Source organism: Gilliamella sp. B3892 (genome assembly GCF_026536305.1).
GTDB lineage: Bacteria > Pseudomonadota > Gammaproteobacteria > Enterobacterales > Orbaceae > Gilliamella.
In genome coordinates this window covers 1-17,164 of record NZ_JAFNOK010000013.1, presented here as the reverse complement: position 1 = coordinate 17,164, position 17,164 = coordinate 1, and the positions used below count along the sequence as shown (strand labels likewise).

Genomic DNA, 17,164 nt, shown 5'->3' with positions numbered 1-17,164 from the left:
CTGTCATTATTGCGCCAAATAACCGATTAAAACCTTTCTGATGTAAAAACCATAACGATAAAATTGCTACGCAATAACTGGCGTTTCTATTTTCAGCCTAAAAGAATTAACCTTTATATAGACAATCCAACCACCAATAAATGGTTGGATTGTTTATGATTAGTTTTGATTGAGGTATGCCCATGCATATTGTGCATAAAACTCTGCACCAATTGCCAAACCGTCCTCATCAACATTAAAACAACCATGATGATGTGGCCACTGGGTATCTTTATCCGGATTACCTGAGCCAACTAAGGCAAATGCTCCCGGAATATTTTCAGTGTAGTAACTGAAATCTTCACCGCCGGTTGTAGGCGGCTCAAAATAAAGCGCCTCTTCACCAAATGACTCTACGATAACTTTTTGCGCTAGCAAAGCGCTCTCTTTATCGTTAATAACCGGCAAAGTGCCATAAATATATTCCACTTCGGCCGTTGCTCGATACATGGCGGCAACTTGATTAGCATATCGTCGAATAGCTGCTTCGATTTTGTCACGAACGGCAACATTAAAGCAACGAACTGTCCCTTCTAACACCGCATTTTCAGCAATAACGTTAAAACGAGTACCCACTTCCATTCGGCCAATAGTTACCACCGCAGGTTCAAGTGGTGAAATTTCACGTGATACAATCGATTGTACATTCATCACAAAAGCGGATGCCACCATAACAGCATCGACCGTATCATGCGGCATTGAACCATGACCACCTTTACCCTTGAATCGCACCGTTAATAAATCTGCTGAAGCAAAACTTGAACCAACCACGCAAGACACTTTACCAACTGGCGTTTGTGACCAAATGTGCATACCAAAAGCACTATCCACACTCTCAAGGACACCTTGTTTTATCATCTCTTTTGCGCCTTGTGCAACCTCTTCAGCGGGCTGGAAAACCAATCTGACATGACCTTTTAACTGATCACGTATGGCATAAAGAGCTTTTGCCGCAGTGAGCAACATGGCGGCATGGGTATCGTGTCCACATGCATGCATTTTGCCGGCAATGGTTGATTGATAATCGATATTTTGACTTAATTCTTGCACCGGTAGCGCATCAATATCCGCGCGAAGCAAGATCCTTTTCCCCGGTTTTCCACCTTGAATTTCTGCAATAATACCGGTTGGCTCTGTACGACGATAAGGGATGCCTATTTTATCCAGCTCTTCAGCAATTTTATCAGTAGTTCTAAACTCTTCCCATGGTAATTCGGGATGACGATGCAAATCACGACGAAAGGCGATCATCTCAGCAATGTTTTGCTTAACTAATGTTTTTATATTTTGATTTATCATAGTACGACCTTTAATATTCCAATTTTTATCCGATCACCACAATTTAAGAGCGGATAATTTAAATGATACAGACAGCGTTTAAATCCATTAGCATCTGCATTTATAAGCGTATCGAAGACGTCATCTCCTACTATAAATCTAAAAAGATGACATCAAATAACGATGCAACTTTAAGCTTTCACAATCATATTGACCATAATGCCTGCTAAAACCACTGATACAATTGTCACCGAGATAAACCCCCCGATTAACATTGGTGGTAACATATGGCTGGTTAAAATCTCTTTTTCTTTTTGGTTTTTACACAGATTATTAATGACTTCGTTAGTAATAATATAGTCAGCAGGAAAACCATATAATGCAGTAAGCGCTATAGAAAATGCCATTGCTCGACTTACATTTAAAATCTTACCTACTACAACTGAGAAAATGAACATGCCTACCACCGCAGCAAGAATGAAAACCACTAACGGCGTAATAAGGCGAACAAGCATTTCGGGCGTTGCGCGGCTCAATGTATCAAAAATAAATAACATCAACCCCATTACTGCCAATCCAAAACCACCGGCTTTTTTTAATGGATGACGTTCTAAAAAACCAATTGAAGAGGCAATGACGCCAAATAATAAACACAACACAAACGGGCTTACACTGACCCATGGTTTTAAAATTTCAGCAACAAAATAAGCTAAGAACCCGACAATAGCTATCCGTAAAAAGATAAAATAAGATGAGTTATAACTGGCAGGAATTTTGCCAAATAATTTTGGCATCGGGTTTTCATCTAATGAATTGGCTTCTTCTTTTTCGACAGGGGATTTGGGATCGTTATTTGAATTCCATTTTCCAGCGTGATAGAGTTCCAGTACTCTGCGTCCCTCTTTTTTAAGCATGATAGATGTCAACGGATAACCGACAAAGCCCTGCATGACGTAAATAATAATGGCAAAAACGGCAAGATCTGCCAATCCGGCATCTGTTGCACCTTGCGCCATTATAATGGCTGAAACAATCCCACCAACTAACGGCGGAATAGCCACAACGACCGTATTAAAATCAAAGAACAGATAACCAACTATAATGGCAACAATAATGATTCCGGCAATACCGGCTAACGAGATTAATATGGTTTTCCATTGTAACAATAACTCTTTGACTGATAATAGCGTTCCCATATTAACGATGAGCAGGTACATAAACATGACAGCAACAACTGGCGGTATACCCGCCCGGGCTACAATATCTTTTGGAAAGAATGTCCAGTAACCTATTAAAAATAAGACTGCACAAATGAAGACAGAAGGAATCCAAGCTTTAGTGCGTGTTGAAACCACATCGCCCAGATATAAAATGATAAGTAACAAGACCAGTGCCAGCATCTGTGGCATGTCAATCATCGGTGACATAAAAACTCCATTTTACTTTAAAGATTATTTCACTATCAAATAAAGCTAATCAATTAGACCAAAAAATGTATTATATTTTAAATTTTTTACATTGTTAGCTATTTTTTATTATAAATTCCTTAATTTCATCTAAAAAAAGATTGCCATATTTTTCCAGTTTGATATTACCCACACCGGTGACATTAATCAGTTGCTTTTTACTTTCAGGTTTGGTTTGAACCATTTCCAGCAAGGTAGCATCACTAAACACAATATAGGGTGGAATATCTTCAGCATCGGCAATGCTTTTACGCAATCGTTTGAGATTATTAAATAATATCCTCTCTTCATAAGACAAAATTGTCGATAAATTAATTGATCTTGCATAGCGATTCAAACGGCTCTTTTTAACAATTTCTAATCGAGGTTTTGCTAACGATAAGGCGACTTCACCCCGCAGGATTGGGCGTGCTTTTTCGGTAAGTTGAAGAGTGATATAGGTTGAGACATTTTGTTGCAAATACCCTAAATGAATCAGTTGCCGAATAACACTTAACCAATACTCTGCCGGATGAGTTCTACCAATACCATAAACCGACAATTTTTCATGACCATTTTCTAAGATTGCTGAGCGTTTTGAACCACGCAAAATATCTACAATATATTGAGCGCCAAATCGTTGCTCTACACGGTAAACACACGATAATACTTTTTGTGCATCAACCAGCCCATTATAAATTTCAGGTGGATAAAGGCACATGTCACAGTTATTACAGGGCTCACTGCGATTTTCGCCAAAATAGTTAAGCAACACTATTCGCCGACAAGTCAAACTTTGAGCAAAAGATTCCATAGCACTAATTTTATGCAGTTCAACGTCTTTATGTTGCCCATCCATTTTCTCGTTTGTTTGACGATAATACCAATTGAGATCATTATTATTAAAAATTAAAAGCGCTTCAGCCGGTACCCCATCACGCCCTGCCCGGCCGGTTTCTTGATAGTAATTTTCAATAGTTCGAGGGCAATCAGCATGCACCACAAATCGGACATTGGGTTTATTAATTCCCATACCAAAAGCTACGGTAGCCACAATAATTTGTACATCATCTTTTATAAATTTTTCTTGAGCATTTTGCCGTTCATGATTGGTTAATCCGGCGTGATAAGCGATAGCCGAAAATCCTTTGGCGATAAGTCTTGTTGTCATATCTTCAACTCGAGATCGACTCGAACAATAGATAATGCCACTATTACCGTTTTGCGTTTCAATAAACGAGACAAGTTGTTCGGTCAAATTAAATTTCTCAACCACAGTATAACGAATATTAGGTCTATCAAAACTACGCACCACAACCAAAGGATCAACTAAATTAAGTTGATGAATAATATCTGTTTGGGTCATTTTGTCGGCAGTCGCGGTTAATGCAATAATCGGCACTTGCGGAAAACGATTGGATAAATGGTGTAACTGCCGATAATCTGGCCTGAAATCATGCCCCCACTGTGAAATACAATGCGCTTCATCAATTGCGATTAATGATGGCGGGTGGGTATCAATCAAAGAAGAAAAGGAGGATAACGCTAAACGTTCCGGCGAAATATAAAGCAGTTTGATACTGTTATTAAGATATTTTTCAATAACCTGTTTTTGCTCGACATTAGATTGACTGGCATTGAGAAATGCGGCCGAAATGCCATTAGCTAATAATTGATCGACTTGATCTTTCATCAAAGAGATTAGCGGTGAAATGACTAATGCAGTACCGGGCAACAAAACAGCAGGAATTTGATAACATAACGATTTACCCCCGCCGGTAGGAATAATAGTCAATATATCTCGACCGTCAATAATCGACTCGATGATCTCTTTTTGTTGATTTCTAAATGATTTATAACCGAATGTATTGTGTAAAACATCTTCAATCTGATCTTTTATTGACATACTAACCTAAATAACGCATAAATTGATGCAGCGAGTATAGCCAATTTAAGCATAACAAACTACCGCCAACTTATATTTATTCCTTTATTCATTCCAAAATTGAAAAATAATACTGAAAAATTTTCTGCAATCACCAAAAATAATCGACAATATTAAGATTTAATCTTAAAGTTAACCGTAAAATGCTTATTTTAAATACAATTTTATTCAACAGACTAAAAATTCAACTATTTTTCAATTTTTTTACTTGCTACAAATCCAATTGCCAGCTAATATTTGCGTGTTTCAAATATACGCCCGTAGCTCAGTTGGTTAGAGCATCACCTTGACATGGTGGGGGTCAGTGGTTCGAGTCCACCCGGGCGTACCATTCTAAAGTCTTATCCGAAAAGGCTTAGCATGAATTCATCATCACCTCGATTTTTTTTGCTGGGGTAAAATAGGGGTAAGACTGGGGTAAAACTAGCACCATTTTTTAGCAATTTTTTGCGTTCTGCTCCTCACAATTTGACATCAATTATTCAGGCTTAGATGGAAATACAACATTTACATCTGACGCATCAATACGAGTTAATAGAATACGATATTTTTTCCATGCCTTTAGTTGTTCATCTTCATTACTTTCCTGCATATCAAGGTCAATAATATCTTGGAGCAGCGATATTTGGTTCACTGCTTCTTGCATTAATTCAGTTTTTAATACTTCATTCTTAGCAATAATCTGCGAGATATCTCTAACCCACGTACCTTTTTTAGATGCAATCCAATCACCTTCCGATGGGCGATCTTGTTTCATAACGACCCAACCATCTAAAACTATCGGATCTTCTCTTGCTTGCCAAGTATTAATCTCACTGGGGATTGTTCCGTCGGGTAAAGTATAATAAACTTCCTCACCTACTTGGACTTGCTCAGTGATAGCTTCCTGAGCCATTACAATCTCACCATCAATCTCTTTTTCAACATCTTTTATCGATTCTTTATTTTCATAAATCGGTTTTCTCACTGCAATTTTCACATCGTCAAACTGATTGATAAAATGAATTTCACATTCATTAGTATCAACTTTACCTAAAATTATTTTTTTCATATTAATCTCCTAATTTGATTACACGAACTCTGTACGGGGCTGAGTAGATATATGATTTATTATCCCACGGAGTACATCCGTAACTAGGAAGTTTATCGACAAGCTGGGTCGACCCAGCTTGGATGACTATTTTATTATCATTAAGCAAGCTTGCTACTGCGCCAGAACCGCTATATGTAGAGTTTAGCGCCGCCCATTCTCCGTTCACATTAATTTCTAAGATTGCTAATGCATTTCTAGTTTTGAACGGATTATCTATCACAATTCGAACGGATTTGTTCAAAATTGGAAGATTGGTCGCGCTACCACCGGGATATAAAACGACCGATTGAGGCGCGTATTGATTTATATTTGCTGTTGTGATGAATTCTGCCCAGTCACCAACTTTTTTATCATTTTCAACTGCTCGCGCAAAAAGTCTTATCTGTTCAGCCACGTTGTTTGTTGAAACAAGTTGCATACCGTAGCTGTTATTCGTACTAAATGACTGAAAGCCACATACACCGCCATTAACCTTTGGTTTATCGTCATCAGTCGATGCAATTGCAATGAAAGCGCTGCCTGTCGGTCGATTCGTGCTTGACGTCGTCATTGCTTTTGTGCCGATGCCATAGTCACCAATTCTTAAGACCGGGACGCCCCCAGAGCTTACCCCGTGTTGAAAATTTGCACGCCCGGTCGTCGCACTAATGCTAAACGGGCGAAGGTGATTAAAATCACCATCAGAATTATTTTTATCAGTAAATAAAATCCAAAATACTTCCCCCTCAAATCGAACCACGGCAGAAATATTTTTAGCAGTATTCTTTAGTCGAAATGCGTTATTACTCTCTATTGTGAGAGTTTTTTTAACGACATCGCCTTCTTTTACTAACTTAATGCCATCTTCAAAAAAACCACCTCTTGCGTTAACTGTTCCTGCACGACAGTCGATAGAGACTGTGTTGTTTTGTGGTTGATTATTCAACGAATAAAGCGGCGCAAATCCTACCCCCCACCAGCTTGCGATCGTTATGTTTGAGGTTCCCCCAAGATACGGCCAGTCTGAACCATTAAATATTGCCCATTGATCTGAGGATATTATCGATTTATCCCCTAGCCCTTCCTTCCATTTTTCGACCGCAGGAATTTTATCAACAACAGGCGCTTTAGCTTTTATCGTGCCAGTTACGGTTCCGCCAGTATTTGGAATATATCTTTCACCATTTTTTATGTTATTTATAGTTTGATCAAGTTCACAGCTAAGATGATGAATTGTTTTTATTTTATTTCCGAATCTATCACTTGTGTGACTATTTTTGCTGTTTGTAAACTCATCAATAATGATGGTGTTATCATTTAAGTCTGCTAATGCGTTTGAAGGACATGGATTTTGGGTATTTTGTCTTGCTGTCATATATTTTCTCCAGATGAAAAAAAACCGCTTTCGCGGTCATATTCATATATTCTACTATCGTAATTTATAAGCTTTATCTTGTATGTTCCGTTGTCATTATATATTTTTTCTGTTAACAGAAATTCAGTGGGTTCAGATGAGATTGTTTCTGTGATGATAAAGATTGACCCCATTTGGATATTGATGTTATCAGCGACATAAGCAGTGGAATAATCAGCAGTAAATGAATTATGAGTGTGAGATTTAATGTTAATCCAGTCGCTGGGGTAACCGCTTTTATCTGTAATTGCTACTCGATAATTTTTGCCAGAATCCAACTCTAATTCTTGGTCTACATAAAACGTATTATTATTGATGCGAACAACTTCACCACTTATAATTGTTTCATCATATGTATCTGACCATAGAACTAAATCACCTTTATCAATAAAATTGGCATCATTAATCACCTCATCTTCAATAAAGGTACGTTCATAGATTAGTCGTCTAATTTCAAGCTGTGCGCGATTCATTGCTTGATCATAATTCCGGCAACCTGCTAATTCTATTTTTAGCGGACGAAAGGCTTGTCCATTAACAATCTTATTATTTTTAATTTTTAAATCAATATAAGTTTTTTTATCTGTTCCACCAATCTGATCTTTACTTGAGTCTATATATTGAACTTGAATGCCGTCATAAGTAGTTGGTAAACTTGACTTTTTCTGTATCGTCCCACCATCACTTGAACTGAAAGTGTTCAAAGCATTAAACATAGCCACAGCTCTTAATTTTTCTTCATTTCGAGCAAAACGCCACTTTTGACCATCTCTATATACATACACGCGCGCGGCATTGCATATTGTTTCAATGCGTTGACCGAGTGAAACATCAATGTCATCAAATGAAAAATCAAAATAACCCAGTCGTTTGTTAGTATTTTTAACATTTTTATCGATTTGATATAAAGAATCTAAATCAAGTTCAGCTGGATCGCGCCCGTAAACTAAAACATATTGATGTAAAACTGCATCAGCAAACGATCTTGATGGCTTGAGGCTGTAATCTATTTCTTTAGTGGCAGCGTTATATGTGATGGTTTTGCGGGTAGCTTCGACATTGAACTTAAGCTCTTTTAATGATGTTGCTTGCGATGTTGCACGAGTTTTAACATAAATTAATGTATCTTTAACCTGATAGTTATAATCATAATCAACAATATATACATTTTCTACTTTAACCTGATCGGTTAAATCCCCCTTACCGTTATTTAAACGTCCAATAATCATGGCGTATTTACTTAACCCACCTTGCGGAGTGAGTTTAACGGTAACATTTTGCGGTTCGTACGTATTTCTGGATATATTATAGTTTTGCGCTTCGCGTGTTCCTGCGATCTCATTACCAAAATCATCTACTTGCCAGAAGATAAACTTTAAGTCAACATTACCTTGAAGCCCCCGTTGAAAAACCAAATCTACCCAAAGTTCGGTGCCAGATTCTGGCAAATGGAAAGCATCAGTATAAGTCCCCCCCATATGTTCAATTTTTAAAGAATTAGTAAAAATTTGATAATAACTAATTTTTTTGGGTTTTCGTTTTAAATTATAGTCTAATAATTTTACGTGCGATAAACACAACATAGGTTGTTGTTTATCATTGTATTTTATTGAATTTAATACACCGCTTAATTTCATATTTACATTTACGCGGTTGATTCCGTTCCCAAATTCGTGATAGATGGCTCCTGAAGTTTTGAACGTTATTGAAATAGGTTTAATTAAATTTTCAAAATACGCGATGTCGCTTTTCTCAGGTAGCGTTATAATTGCATCGATATTCTGAGATGGGTAACTTATTGATGGGGAATAACTAATAAATTTGCCATAATCTACTGTATACAACTCCTCATCTGCTAAATTTATCGGGGTTAATTCTTGCCCGTTAACTTCAGCGCTTGGGAATTGATAACGGACAGTCGGAATTATATCGCCGGGCTTATAAGCTGTATAACTCGTTCCGGCTATTTTATCAAGTAATGATTGATCATATTTGAAGTTTTCTAATTGATATTCACCAACCCCGACACAAAAAAGATGCTCAACATATTTAACATTATCAATGTATTCTGTTCCTGCTGGATTTACAATATCGGGGTATGAGCGCACACATCCGTAAATATCAGGCTTTGCTTGATATAATCGCGCGATATTTTTTTGTCCGGTAAGTTTGTTGTTGGAGCTGTCTTTTTGCTCCCCCGTTGCGTTTGGGGTTTTGGGGGTTGGCGTTAATGCGTATGCAACGACAGCGGCAATAACTGCAACGATAAGGCTTACAACGACTGACGCTTGTTGACGATTAATAATTACAACTTGATCAAAAACAGAGACTTTTCTTGATAAATCATAGACTAGTGGGTCGATTTTCTCATTATTGACATATATGTCTGTTACAGTGTTGTCAAAACCGTTTGGAAATTTATTGCGAATATTTTGAAGAAGTGAAAGAGACGTGTCGAGTTGATATATTTCTTTTTCGGTCAGTCCGTTAGGGTCTTTATGATATATCAGCATATTGGTAGTACTCCACTTTTGTATAGGCTTTTTCTAGTGCTTCCAGCTTGTTATATTGAACTTGTCCGCCTTGAATTTCATTTCCTTTAGCGTGCAACATATGGTTATCTATCACAATACCCACATGAGAAGGAAGATCACCAACATAAGCAAGAAATACTGCATTATTACTCTTTTCGCATGGTTTCCAGTTTCTAATCGATTCCGGTATAGCCTCATTCTGGATTGTCGTATTCTTTGATTGATAACCTGTTATTTTTTTTAGTTCAATCCCAAGTACGTGCCGATAATAAAGAATCACCAGCCCCCAACAATCCATTTCATCAAAAGTACAGGCTCTATCAACCCATTTCGTACCAATCACCTTGTTAACAAATTCATTAACTGTCATTTTTTTAAGCATTTGCAAGACCTCTATATTCTTCAAGTGTATAAATTGGGTTGCTTTCGGTGTTTCTGGGCTTTGATAACACCATTGGATTATCATCGCATGCCGTTACTTGAATAGTGCTTCGATTAAATCGAACCCCGTCTTCTGAGACGTATAATGAATAGCGATTAACAGGTTTATTCATTGATAACTCATTATATTGTTCATAAATCATAGATATAGGCTCTTGCCAGCCAAAAGGAGTAATTGAATTAATAATTTTTTTGAATTCATCACCGACGTGAATACGTGAAAACTGTAAACTTAACTTTGGCATTAAATCTGACCCCTGATCTGGTAATTTTATTTTTGCAGCTACGGGAATAAATTCATTACCAGCAAACACTAAAGACCTAAATTGATTCAGGACCAATCTCAATGGCGCTTTAAACTCTGGATGATTAAAGGTTATTGTGTCAAATTCTTCAGCAGGGTTCTTCTGTGTGAAAAATTCACGTTGTTCTTGTGATATAGTCATGTCTAACCTATATTTTTCATATTGACATTAATAATCTGATCTAACTGACTACGTGCTTTATTTGAGTAATAATTCTGATGGTCGATAATATCAAGAGGTATATAATCTGGTGGTCCATAATTATTAATTAAAATCTTAGCGCTGTAGCTCCATTGAAGATGATTATTTCTTGTTGTGTTCAATAGTGAATCGGGTAAAAAACGGCAATTTAATGTTTGTGACGAATCCCATTCCGTCGCCAATTTTATATCGAACGGTAAAAAACCTCTTTTTAAAACGTTATTAAACCAATCTAAAAATATTTGCGCTTCATAATCTAATAGAACAAAACTAATATTTCTTAAAATTGGCTGTTCTTGCGCTATACGTTTGAAATAAAGTTTACCACTTCGTGTCTCAACGGTTGAAAACTGGGCCTTTTGTTGTCTTGAATATGCACCCAGTTGCACTGTTTTTTGTTCTAATGGATAATCATTCATTATTACTCCTGTTTTTTTGATAATAAAAAACCCGCCTAAGCGGGTTGTTGGTACTTAATTTATTTTATTCTAGTGCAAATCCTTTCTCTTTTTGTCTTGAATTTATCTATACTATCTTTATCAAATGTACAATCAAAAAATGTTTCTTCTGTCCAACTAAATTTGTTGTTTGATTTCTTCACCAGAACTCTTTTTATTGAGTAATTGCAATTATCTGTTTCCCCTTCCAAGTATAAATTACTGTAAACTTTATTTAAATCAACTTCAAACGCATCCTTATCAGCAATCTTTGACATTAAAACATCATCAACAATTTTATAAGATTGTTTAAATTGCTCACTACTTTTTAAAGAATAAGCATTATATTCTTTGAATTTTGAATCGTATTTGCTTTCATATTCTTCATAGCTACAATCCCATTCACCAACAAGATACTCTTTAGTAACTTTATCATCGCCACAACCAGTTAATACAAACCCTATCAATCCAAACAATACAAATTTTTTCATACCATCCTCCTTAATTTTTCGTTAATGGTATGAAAATTATCATCTAATATCAATTATAATTTAGATTGAATATTAGTCGAATTTGACATAGCTCGCCAAACTTCCCCAGTATGTTCTTTAATATCATCAGCGACTTCCTGTTTTGCTTGTTTGACTGCTGTTCTGATAATTTTATTTTCGTAATCAATTGATGGTTTACTGACTTCAACACCACTTGCATAGTTTTCTACAATAAAATTCCATTGTATATTTTGACCTTGATTGGAAGTTATTTGTCGATTGCTTAATACTCGTCCATTTTCGCCTGGTATTAAATACTGTTTGCCACCTGCCATCAATATTTCAGGTTTGCCACCCTCACCAACACGGTACATTGAATTTGCATCTACTGGACCGCCATTTTTACGCGCCCCCCCATAACTCATTGATGATATTGCTGATATTATTTGAGCGCCCTGCGTTGCCGCTTGAGCATATGCTGCAATATTTGTTGGGTATGGTGCGGTACTAGCATTTGATAAAGCGGTTTGCAAATTTAAAGTTGCATTTGCAATTGCAAAGCCTTTGCTGATAGCAAACAGGGCTTTATAAGCCGAACTAGATTCGCCAGCAAAATTTCTGGTTAAGTCAGCCATTCTCCCAAACATATCACTTGACGCAGAAAGCATAGAAGATACATTAGCCAGTTTGTTTTTTAATAAATCATCTTCTATTTTTTTCTGTTTATCTGCTGCATTCTGTTTTGCAGCTGTAATTGCATCATTGTATTGTTGCTCACTCAATAACCCCTGCTCATGTGCTTCATTTATTGCGATTTGCTTTTCTTTTAATTCATTTTTTAAAAGTTCAACTGGATCAGCTCTACTATCAATTTCTTGTTTAGCTATATCCATGCCATTTTTTGCTAAATTTAATTGATTTTGTTGTTCGATTAATAGTTTCATTTGCTCAATTTGAGCTTCATTAGATGACAATTGTTCACTATTACTAGAATCTAATCCAAGTGCTTGAATAGCTTTTAATTCGTTTGCTTTATCAATAAGACCTTGTGCTTCACATTTAGCAATTTGTAGCTCTGTAGATAAATTTTTAATAGATGCTTCAGTATTATTTATTGTAGATGCACCTTGTTTCGTCACGTCCCAGAGCTCGGCTAATTTCATAATTAGCGGTTGGATTTCATCCGGCAAACCTTTTATGCTATCATTAAATAATTTGCCATTTTTAGCCGCATTTAATATAGCTGACTGATATTTCCCAGCATTGTCACCGAGGGATGATAAAAGGGCTTGTGCAACATATGCCTCTTTATTTAGTCCTTTCTGTTTTAACTTTGCTATTTCTAGTTCTGCTGAGAGCGAGCGTATTTTTTCATTTAATTTATTTCTGGCTGCTTCGCCCAAGCTATCTAATAGATTTTCCGTGCTTTTTGTTGCTCCTGAAATTGAGCTACTGTACTGATCTGTTGCTAGCTTTAACTCCTCTTCAGTGTTTTTTAGATTATTTTGTTTTTCTTCTATTTTTGCATAAAGTTTATCTAATTCATTATGAATTTCTTCAGGTGTTCCCTGAAATGCTGCAGCAAGATATTCCCCAAAGTTATCTATGTAATACGCAGGATTTTGTAATGTTTCCTGTGCTTTTTTTAAACACCTTACTTTCACATTTAATTCAGAAATTTCTTTATTTATAGCTTTAGCTTCATCCTTTAAATCAGCAATCTTACCTTTTAATTGAACTTGATTTAGTTCTTTTAAAGATTCTTTCATTTGGTCTATTGACTTTGTATATTCGCGTATTTGTGGAGTAGCATCTTTTGCTTTAGAGGCAAACGACATTATTCCACCTGCAACTAAAAACAATATCCCTGCTGGACCGCCTAATAAAGCCATAGCTGATCTTAGACCGTTAGCGGCAAAAGATGATGCTTTCATCGCTACATCAAGTCTTGCTTGCGCTGCTGTTTGCTGATTTGTAGCCGCAGTCAATTGAGTTTCAACAACTGCAAGTTGATTATTTAGTGTCATTTGTGCTCGTAAGCTATTACAATGCGTTTGAGCTAAAATAATATTTTGTTTCTGTACTTCTAACGCTCTGATGTTCTCGCTAATTCTAGCCATTTCAGCTTGAATTAAAACTTTTTCAGCTTGTGCTTGACGAATATTTGCAATTGTTTGTTCAGCACTTTGTTTAGTCGCACTAGCTAATGATGTAATATATTTCCCTGCATAAATTGCCGCTAAAGCACCAACGCCCGTCATTAAAATATCAACGTTCTGAGACATTAAAAATAGCGAATCAACGAGTAATTTAGTCGCACCTGTGGAGTTATTTAATTCACCAAAATATTTTTTAAGATTATTAATAACAGAATTGAGACCCTCAGTGACAGTTTTTCGCATGTTATCAGCAAGTGCATCTAGTTCAACATTAGAGTCTATCAGCGCATCATTAAATGTTTGTATAGATAATTTGCCGTCACTAGCTAATTGTTTAACATATTGTTCAGTAATCTTCTCAGCATCAGCAGTTGATTTAGCATTTTTCTTAAGGTAATTTGTCAATATTCCTAAAACACTTGGCATTTTACTAAATACCGTCATTGCCTCAACACCAGCGAGCTTACCTTCCATTTGGGCTTTAGTGAGTGCATTTATAGCTGATTCAGTACCTATTGCACTAGTTTTATTGATTGTAAATAAGTCTGACATTGAGCCAATATAAGACAATGTACTTTGTGTGCTATAACCCAGCTCACCCATAGAGTTAGAAAGACGGATATACAGCTCGACTGACTCTTCAATAGTGCGACCATTGCGGTTAGAAGTTGCCAAAAGCTGGTCTAGAATATCTTTAGTTTGCGATGCTGTTGCGCCAGTGTTTTGTATTCTATCTTCTAGCTCGTTCCAGCTCTGAGCGTAGCCGATAACTGTATTTGATACTAGCTCAGCAGATACAGTCTTAGCAATTTTTGTCAATTTACCAAGAGAATTTCCTGCATTTTGCGAAGAGGTCTCTAATCTATCTAACCCTCTTGAAGCTCTTGAACTACCGCCATTTAATTCTTCAAGTTCTTTAATTACTCGCCTAGAATTTTCAAGTAACTCTTTCATTTCAAGGGAAACGGTGTAAGTGATATTTCCGTCTGTATGTTGCGCCATAATTCACCCATAATAGCGACTCATTCTGTCGCTTTAGCTAACCTTTCTTGTCGTTTTTTCTCGTAATTCGCAAGGACCTTATCGTATTCTTCTCTGGTAAATCCTTCTTTATCAGGATATTTATTTGCCATCAACATAATGTATTCGGTCATTGTTAAGTTTTTGGCTTCATCTAGCGATAACCCTAGATGAATTCTCGCATTGTTGATGTAGTCAGTAATTTTAAATTCTGAAGAATATGATTTATTTTCGTTGCGCTGAGATACCCTTACTTTCACTTTCCCCACTACGCCATAATCAAGCAAACTTCTGGCTATCATGATAATATTCTGAATTTTTATTAACCCTTTTTTTGTTTTACTTCCAATTAGCTGGGTAACATCATTTGAGCAACAACAGGTCAGCACTTTTCTTGCAACTTCAAGTTGAAGTGTTATTTTTTCATTAATGTAATTAATTACGTATTGATTTGGTTCTTTGAAGCTAGTTATTGCGTTATATGCATCATTAGAAAGCAGAACAGCATAGGCGTTAACTATCTCATGTGGCTCACCAAGTTTTGATAAGTTTTCAAATGAGGGAGTGAATACATAATCAATTTTTTTTGTGCTCAATGACCCATTTTTTTTGATTGAAATTACTATTTCGCCTATATCTGTTCTAATCATATTTAGCCTTGTTATTTGGTTGGTTGAGTTGCAGGAACTTTACCTGTAATTTTCACTGATTTAGATGAAGCCACTTTAAATTCAAGTGAAGCTGATACAATATCGTTTGACCCTCCACTCCAACTCAGTGATGTTAAATTCATGTAGGCGACAAAAGTATTTTCACCATACATCAATCGAACCCATAAACTAGGTTGACGTTTATTGGCTAACTCAGTGGTAAAGTAACGCTCTAATTTGAAGAAACCATACTGATCTAACTTGTCATTAATTCTGACTTCACCCTCAAATGATAAGGCAATATCAGCATTGGTGACGATAGCTTCGACAAATCCGCCCTGATCATCTGCATCACTAGTCACCGTATTTGGACTGTAATCAAGTCCTTTAGATGTGCCAGCCATTAAAGCTTTCCAATCGGCTTCCTTTGGTGCTTTGTCTGGGCATCCGTCACAAACTTCAAGAACTACAGCAGCGCCAAATAATTGATTATTTTGTTCTGTACATTCTGCCATTTTTAACTCCTATAAAATAAAAAAGCCTACACAAAGCAGGCTATAAATTGTTTTTAATTACTAACCTAATTTGCAGGAAACTAAAATCCTGTAAACTAATCTATCGTCATCTGTAATTACTGGTGCAGGTATTGCGCCGACAACTTGAATAAGACCTGTATTATCTGTGTAAGGATTGTTTTTGATGTAATCAGCTATTGCTGAGACGTGATTATCAATAGATTCAATATCATTAACTGCGCCGACAAGATCGACTAACGTGTAATAGTCATTACCTAAATTAGCTTTCAGTATTGAACCGCCATTAGGTCTAAATACAATAAACTTGCTGCTTTTATTTTTTGTATCACGCCATTTTAGATATTGGACAACGAAATCATTAGTTAAACTTGAGTTTTTAAGATAGTTGGCTACGCGTTTGTACATCTTCATAATTTCATTTCCTTGCGTATGACTTGCTCAATAGTTTCTTTTTCATCTATGAACCCTTGATATAAAAACTCTTTTCTAGCTGTTGAACGTCTAAACTTCATTGGATGATTAGGATCATGGACATACAAGGCATAATTAGCTGAATACCCAACCCGACCCGTTAAGCAATTACCACTAACGAACATTTCACGATATTGGCTATCGAGTAGCGTTGAAGTGTCAATCGGCGTATACAATGCAGCTCTAACACCACCAATTAATAATGCAGATTGTATGGCTCTTACTGATTTTCTAGCTTGAACATCACCAACTATGGTATTCAATCGATTTATACAATCTCTGACACAACTAACCTTAATGCCCATATCAAACTCCTGTTATCAATGCATAATCATCCGCAAGTCTCTCTAGTGTATCCGCATATCGAGTAATATGTTTAATTTCATCCGCTCCAGTTTTGATTGGGTCTACCTCTAACGACTCGCCAACTAAAATGAAATCACCTTGATTGGCTTGTGAATATTCGGTCCAAAACGTGTTTTTGATAACAAATCCACTGCCGATATCGCCAGTTTTCAACGCTGAATCAAGCCCATAATCGCAATAAATTAGCTCTGGAGGGTGAAATATTTTTTTACCATATTCATTCTCGCCGGCAACACGCCATATCGTGGCTTTAGCGGTATACGACCAGTTTGCTATATTACTCATTGTGACCTCCCACAACTAAAAATAACGGCTTATTCGAACGAGAAATACCCAAACAATCAGTACAGCCGTGAACAT

General features: G+C 36.5%; 16 protein-coding genes and 1 tRNA gene. 1 reads left to right on the top strand and 16 read right to left on the bottom strand.

Features of this window, described 5'->3' with window-relative positions; translation table 11 throughout:
- Positions 1-159: 159 nt before the first annotated feature.
- The 3 genes from J3U74_RS10995 to recQ form a co-directional block, all read right to left on the bottom strand.
- On the bottom strand, positions 160-1,335 hold the full coding sequence (locus J3U74_RS10995) for a M20 family metallopeptidase (protein WP_366518677.1): 1,176 nt from the start codon (positions 1,333-1,335) through the stop codon (positions 160-162).
- Positions 1,336-1,508: 173 nt separating this feature from the next.
- Entirely contained in the window at positions 1,509-2,726 is a 1,218-nt protein-coding gene (locus J3U74_RS10990; RefSeq protein ID WP_366518675.1) for a hypothetical protein, read from the bottom strand.
- A gap of 112 nt (positions 2,727-2,838) precedes the next feature.
- Positions 2,839-4,668 (bottom strand): DNA helicase RecQ, encoded by a 1,830-nt coding sequence (gene recQ, locus J3U74_RS10985; protein WP_267329222.1) that lies wholly within the window; start codon positions 4,666-4,668, stop codon positions 2,839-2,841.
- 293 nt (positions 4,669-4,961) lie between these two features.
- On the opposite strand from recQ, the gene J3U74_RS10980 reads away from it, so the two are divergent.
- Positions 4,962-5,038, top strand: a tRNA-Val gene (locus J3U74_RS10980).
- Positions 5,039-5,185: 147 nt separating this feature from the next.
- Here J3U74_RS10980 and J3U74_RS10975 read toward each other — a convergent pair.
- Genes J3U74_RS10975 through J3U74_RS10915 form a run of 13 tightly spaced genes read right to left on the bottom strand, consistent with a single transcriptional unit; the run spans position 5,186 to position 17,089 of the window.
- A complete protein-coding gene (locus J3U74_RS10975) occupies positions 5,186-5,758 on the bottom strand; it encodes a tail fiber assembly protein (RefSeq protein ID WP_267328905.1) in 573 nt (190 codons plus the stop codon).
- Position 5,759: 1 nt separating this feature from the next.
- Complete coding sequence (locus J3U74_RS10970; protein WP_267338041.1) at positions 5,760-7,154, bottom strand: hypothetical protein; 1,395 nt, start codon at positions 7,152-7,154, stop codon at positions 5,760-5,762.
- Entirely contained in the window at positions 7,151-9,706 is a 2,556-nt protein-coding gene (locus J3U74_RS10965; protein ID WP_267338042.1) for a host specificity factor TipJ family phage tail protein, read from the bottom strand. The genes J3U74_RS10970 and J3U74_RS10965 overlap by 4 nt, the downstream gene beginning before the upstream one ends.
- Complete coding sequence (locus tag J3U74_RS10960; RefSeq protein ID WP_267338043.1) at positions 9,690-10,109, bottom strand: NlpC/P60 family protein; 420 nt, start codon at positions 10,107-10,109, stop codon at positions 9,690-9,692. Before J3U74_RS10960 ends, J3U74_RS10965 begins: the two co-directional genes overlap by 17 nt.
- Positions 10,102-10,614, bottom strand: coding sequence for a hypothetical protein (locus J3U74_RS10955; RefSeq protein WP_267338044.1), 513 nt, complete (start codon positions 10,612-10,614; stop codon positions 10,102-10,104). The genes J3U74_RS10960 and J3U74_RS10955 overlap by 8 nt, the downstream gene beginning before the upstream one ends.
- 2 nt (positions 10,615-10,616) lie before the next feature.
- Positions 10,617-11,093 (bottom strand): hypothetical protein, encoded by a 477-nt coding sequence (locus J3U74_RS10950; RefSeq protein WP_267338045.1) that lies wholly within the window; start codon positions 11,091-11,093, stop codon positions 10,617-10,619.
- Between the two features lie 59 nt (positions 11,094-11,152).
- Entirely contained in the window at positions 11,153-11,602 is a 450-nt protein-coding gene (locus tag J3U74_RS10945) for a hypothetical protein (protein ID WP_267328543.1), read from the bottom strand.
- Positions 11,603-11,655: 53 nt separating this feature from the next.
- Positions 11,656-14,763, bottom strand: a complete 3,108-nt coding sequence (locus J3U74_RS10940) for a tape measure protein (protein WP_267338046.1) — start codon at positions 14,761-14,763, stop codon at positions 11,656-11,658.
- Positions 14,764-14,783: 20 nt separating this feature from the next.
- Positions 14,784-15,431: a DUF6246 family protein gene (locus tag J3U74_RS10935; RefSeq protein WP_267338047.1), complete on the bottom strand. Its 648-nt coding sequence runs from the start codon at positions 15,429-15,431 to the stop codon at positions 14,784-14,786.
- An 11-nt stretch (positions 15,432-15,442) separates the two neighbouring features.
- On the bottom strand, positions 15,443-15,946 hold the full coding sequence (locus J3U74_RS10930) for a hypothetical protein (protein WP_267338048.1): 504 nt from the start codon (positions 15,944-15,946) through the stop codon (positions 15,443-15,445).
- A 60-nt stretch (positions 15,947-16,006) separates the two neighbouring features.
- Positions 16,007-16,378, bottom strand: coding sequence for a hypothetical protein (locus tag J3U74_RS10925; RefSeq protein WP_267338049.1), 372 nt, complete (start codon positions 16,376-16,378; stop codon positions 16,007-16,009).
- A complete protein-coding gene (locus tag J3U74_RS10920; RefSeq protein ID WP_267328546.1) occupies positions 16,375-16,743 on the bottom strand; it encodes a hypothetical protein in 369 nt (122 codons plus the stop codon). The genes J3U74_RS10925 and J3U74_RS10920 overlap by 4 nt, the downstream gene beginning before the upstream one ends.
- 1 nt (position 16,744) lies before the next feature.
- A complete protein-coding gene (locus J3U74_RS10915) occupies positions 16,745-17,089 on the bottom strand; it encodes a hypothetical protein (protein WP_267338050.1) in 345 nt (114 codons plus the stop codon).
- Positions 17,090-17,164 lie beyond the last annotated feature (75 nt).

Coding starts and splice junctions, on each gene's coding strand:
- J3U74_RS10920 (WP_267328546.1), bottom strand. CDS start 16,743: ATGGGCATTAAGGTTAGTTGTGTCAGAGATTGTATAAATCGATTGAAT.
- J3U74_RS10990 (WP_366518675.1), bottom strand. CDS start 2,726: ATGCCACAGATGCTGGCACTGGTCTTGTTACTTATCATTTTATATCTG.
- J3U74_RS10925 (WP_267338049.1), bottom strand. CDS start 16,378: ATGAAGATGTACAAACGCGTAGCCAACTATCTTAAAAACTCAAGTTTA.
- J3U74_RS10940 (WP_267338046.1), bottom strand. CDS start 14,763: ATGGCGCAACATACAGACGGAAATATCACTTACACCGTTTCCCTTGAA.
- J3U74_RS10955 (WP_267338044.1), bottom strand. CDS start 10,614: ATGACTATATCACAAGAACAACGTGAATTTTTCACACAGAAGAACCCT.
- J3U74_RS10915 (WP_267338050.1), bottom strand. CDS start 17,089: ATGAGTAATATAGCAAACTGGTCGTATACCGCTAAAGCCACGATATGG.
- J3U74_RS10950 (WP_267338045.1), bottom strand. CDS start 11,093: ATGAATGATTATCCATTAGAACAAAAAACAGTGCAACTGGGTGCATAT.
- J3U74_RS10945 (WP_267328543.1), bottom strand. CDS start 11,602: ATGAAAAAATTTGTATTGTTTGGATTGATAGGGTTTGTATTAACTGGT.
- J3U74_RS10970 (WP_267338041.1), bottom strand. CDS start 7,154: ATGACAGCAAGACAAAATACCCAAAATCCATGTCCTTCAAACGCATTA.
- J3U74_RS10930 (WP_267338048.1), bottom strand. CDS start 15,946: ATGGCAGAATGTACAGAACAAAATAATCAATTATTTGGCGCTGCTGTA.
- J3U74_RS10935 (WP_267338047.1), bottom strand. CDS start 15,431: ATGATTAGAACAGATATAGGCGAAATAGTAATTTCAATCAAAAAAAAT.
- recQ (WP_267329222.1), bottom strand. CDS start 4,668: ATGTCAATAAAAGATCAGATTGAAGATGTTTTACACAATACATTCGGT.
- J3U74_RS10965 (WP_267338042.1), bottom strand. CDS start 9,706: ATGCTGATATATCATAAAGACCCTAACGGACTGACCGAAAAAGAAATA.
- J3U74_RS10975 (WP_267328905.1), bottom strand. CDS start 5,758: ATGAAAAAAATAATTTTAGGTAAAGTTGATACTAATGAATGTGAAATT.
- J3U74_RS10960 (WP_267338043.1), bottom strand. CDS start 10,109: ATGCTTAAAAAAATGACAGTTAATGAATTTGTTAACAAGGTGATTGGT.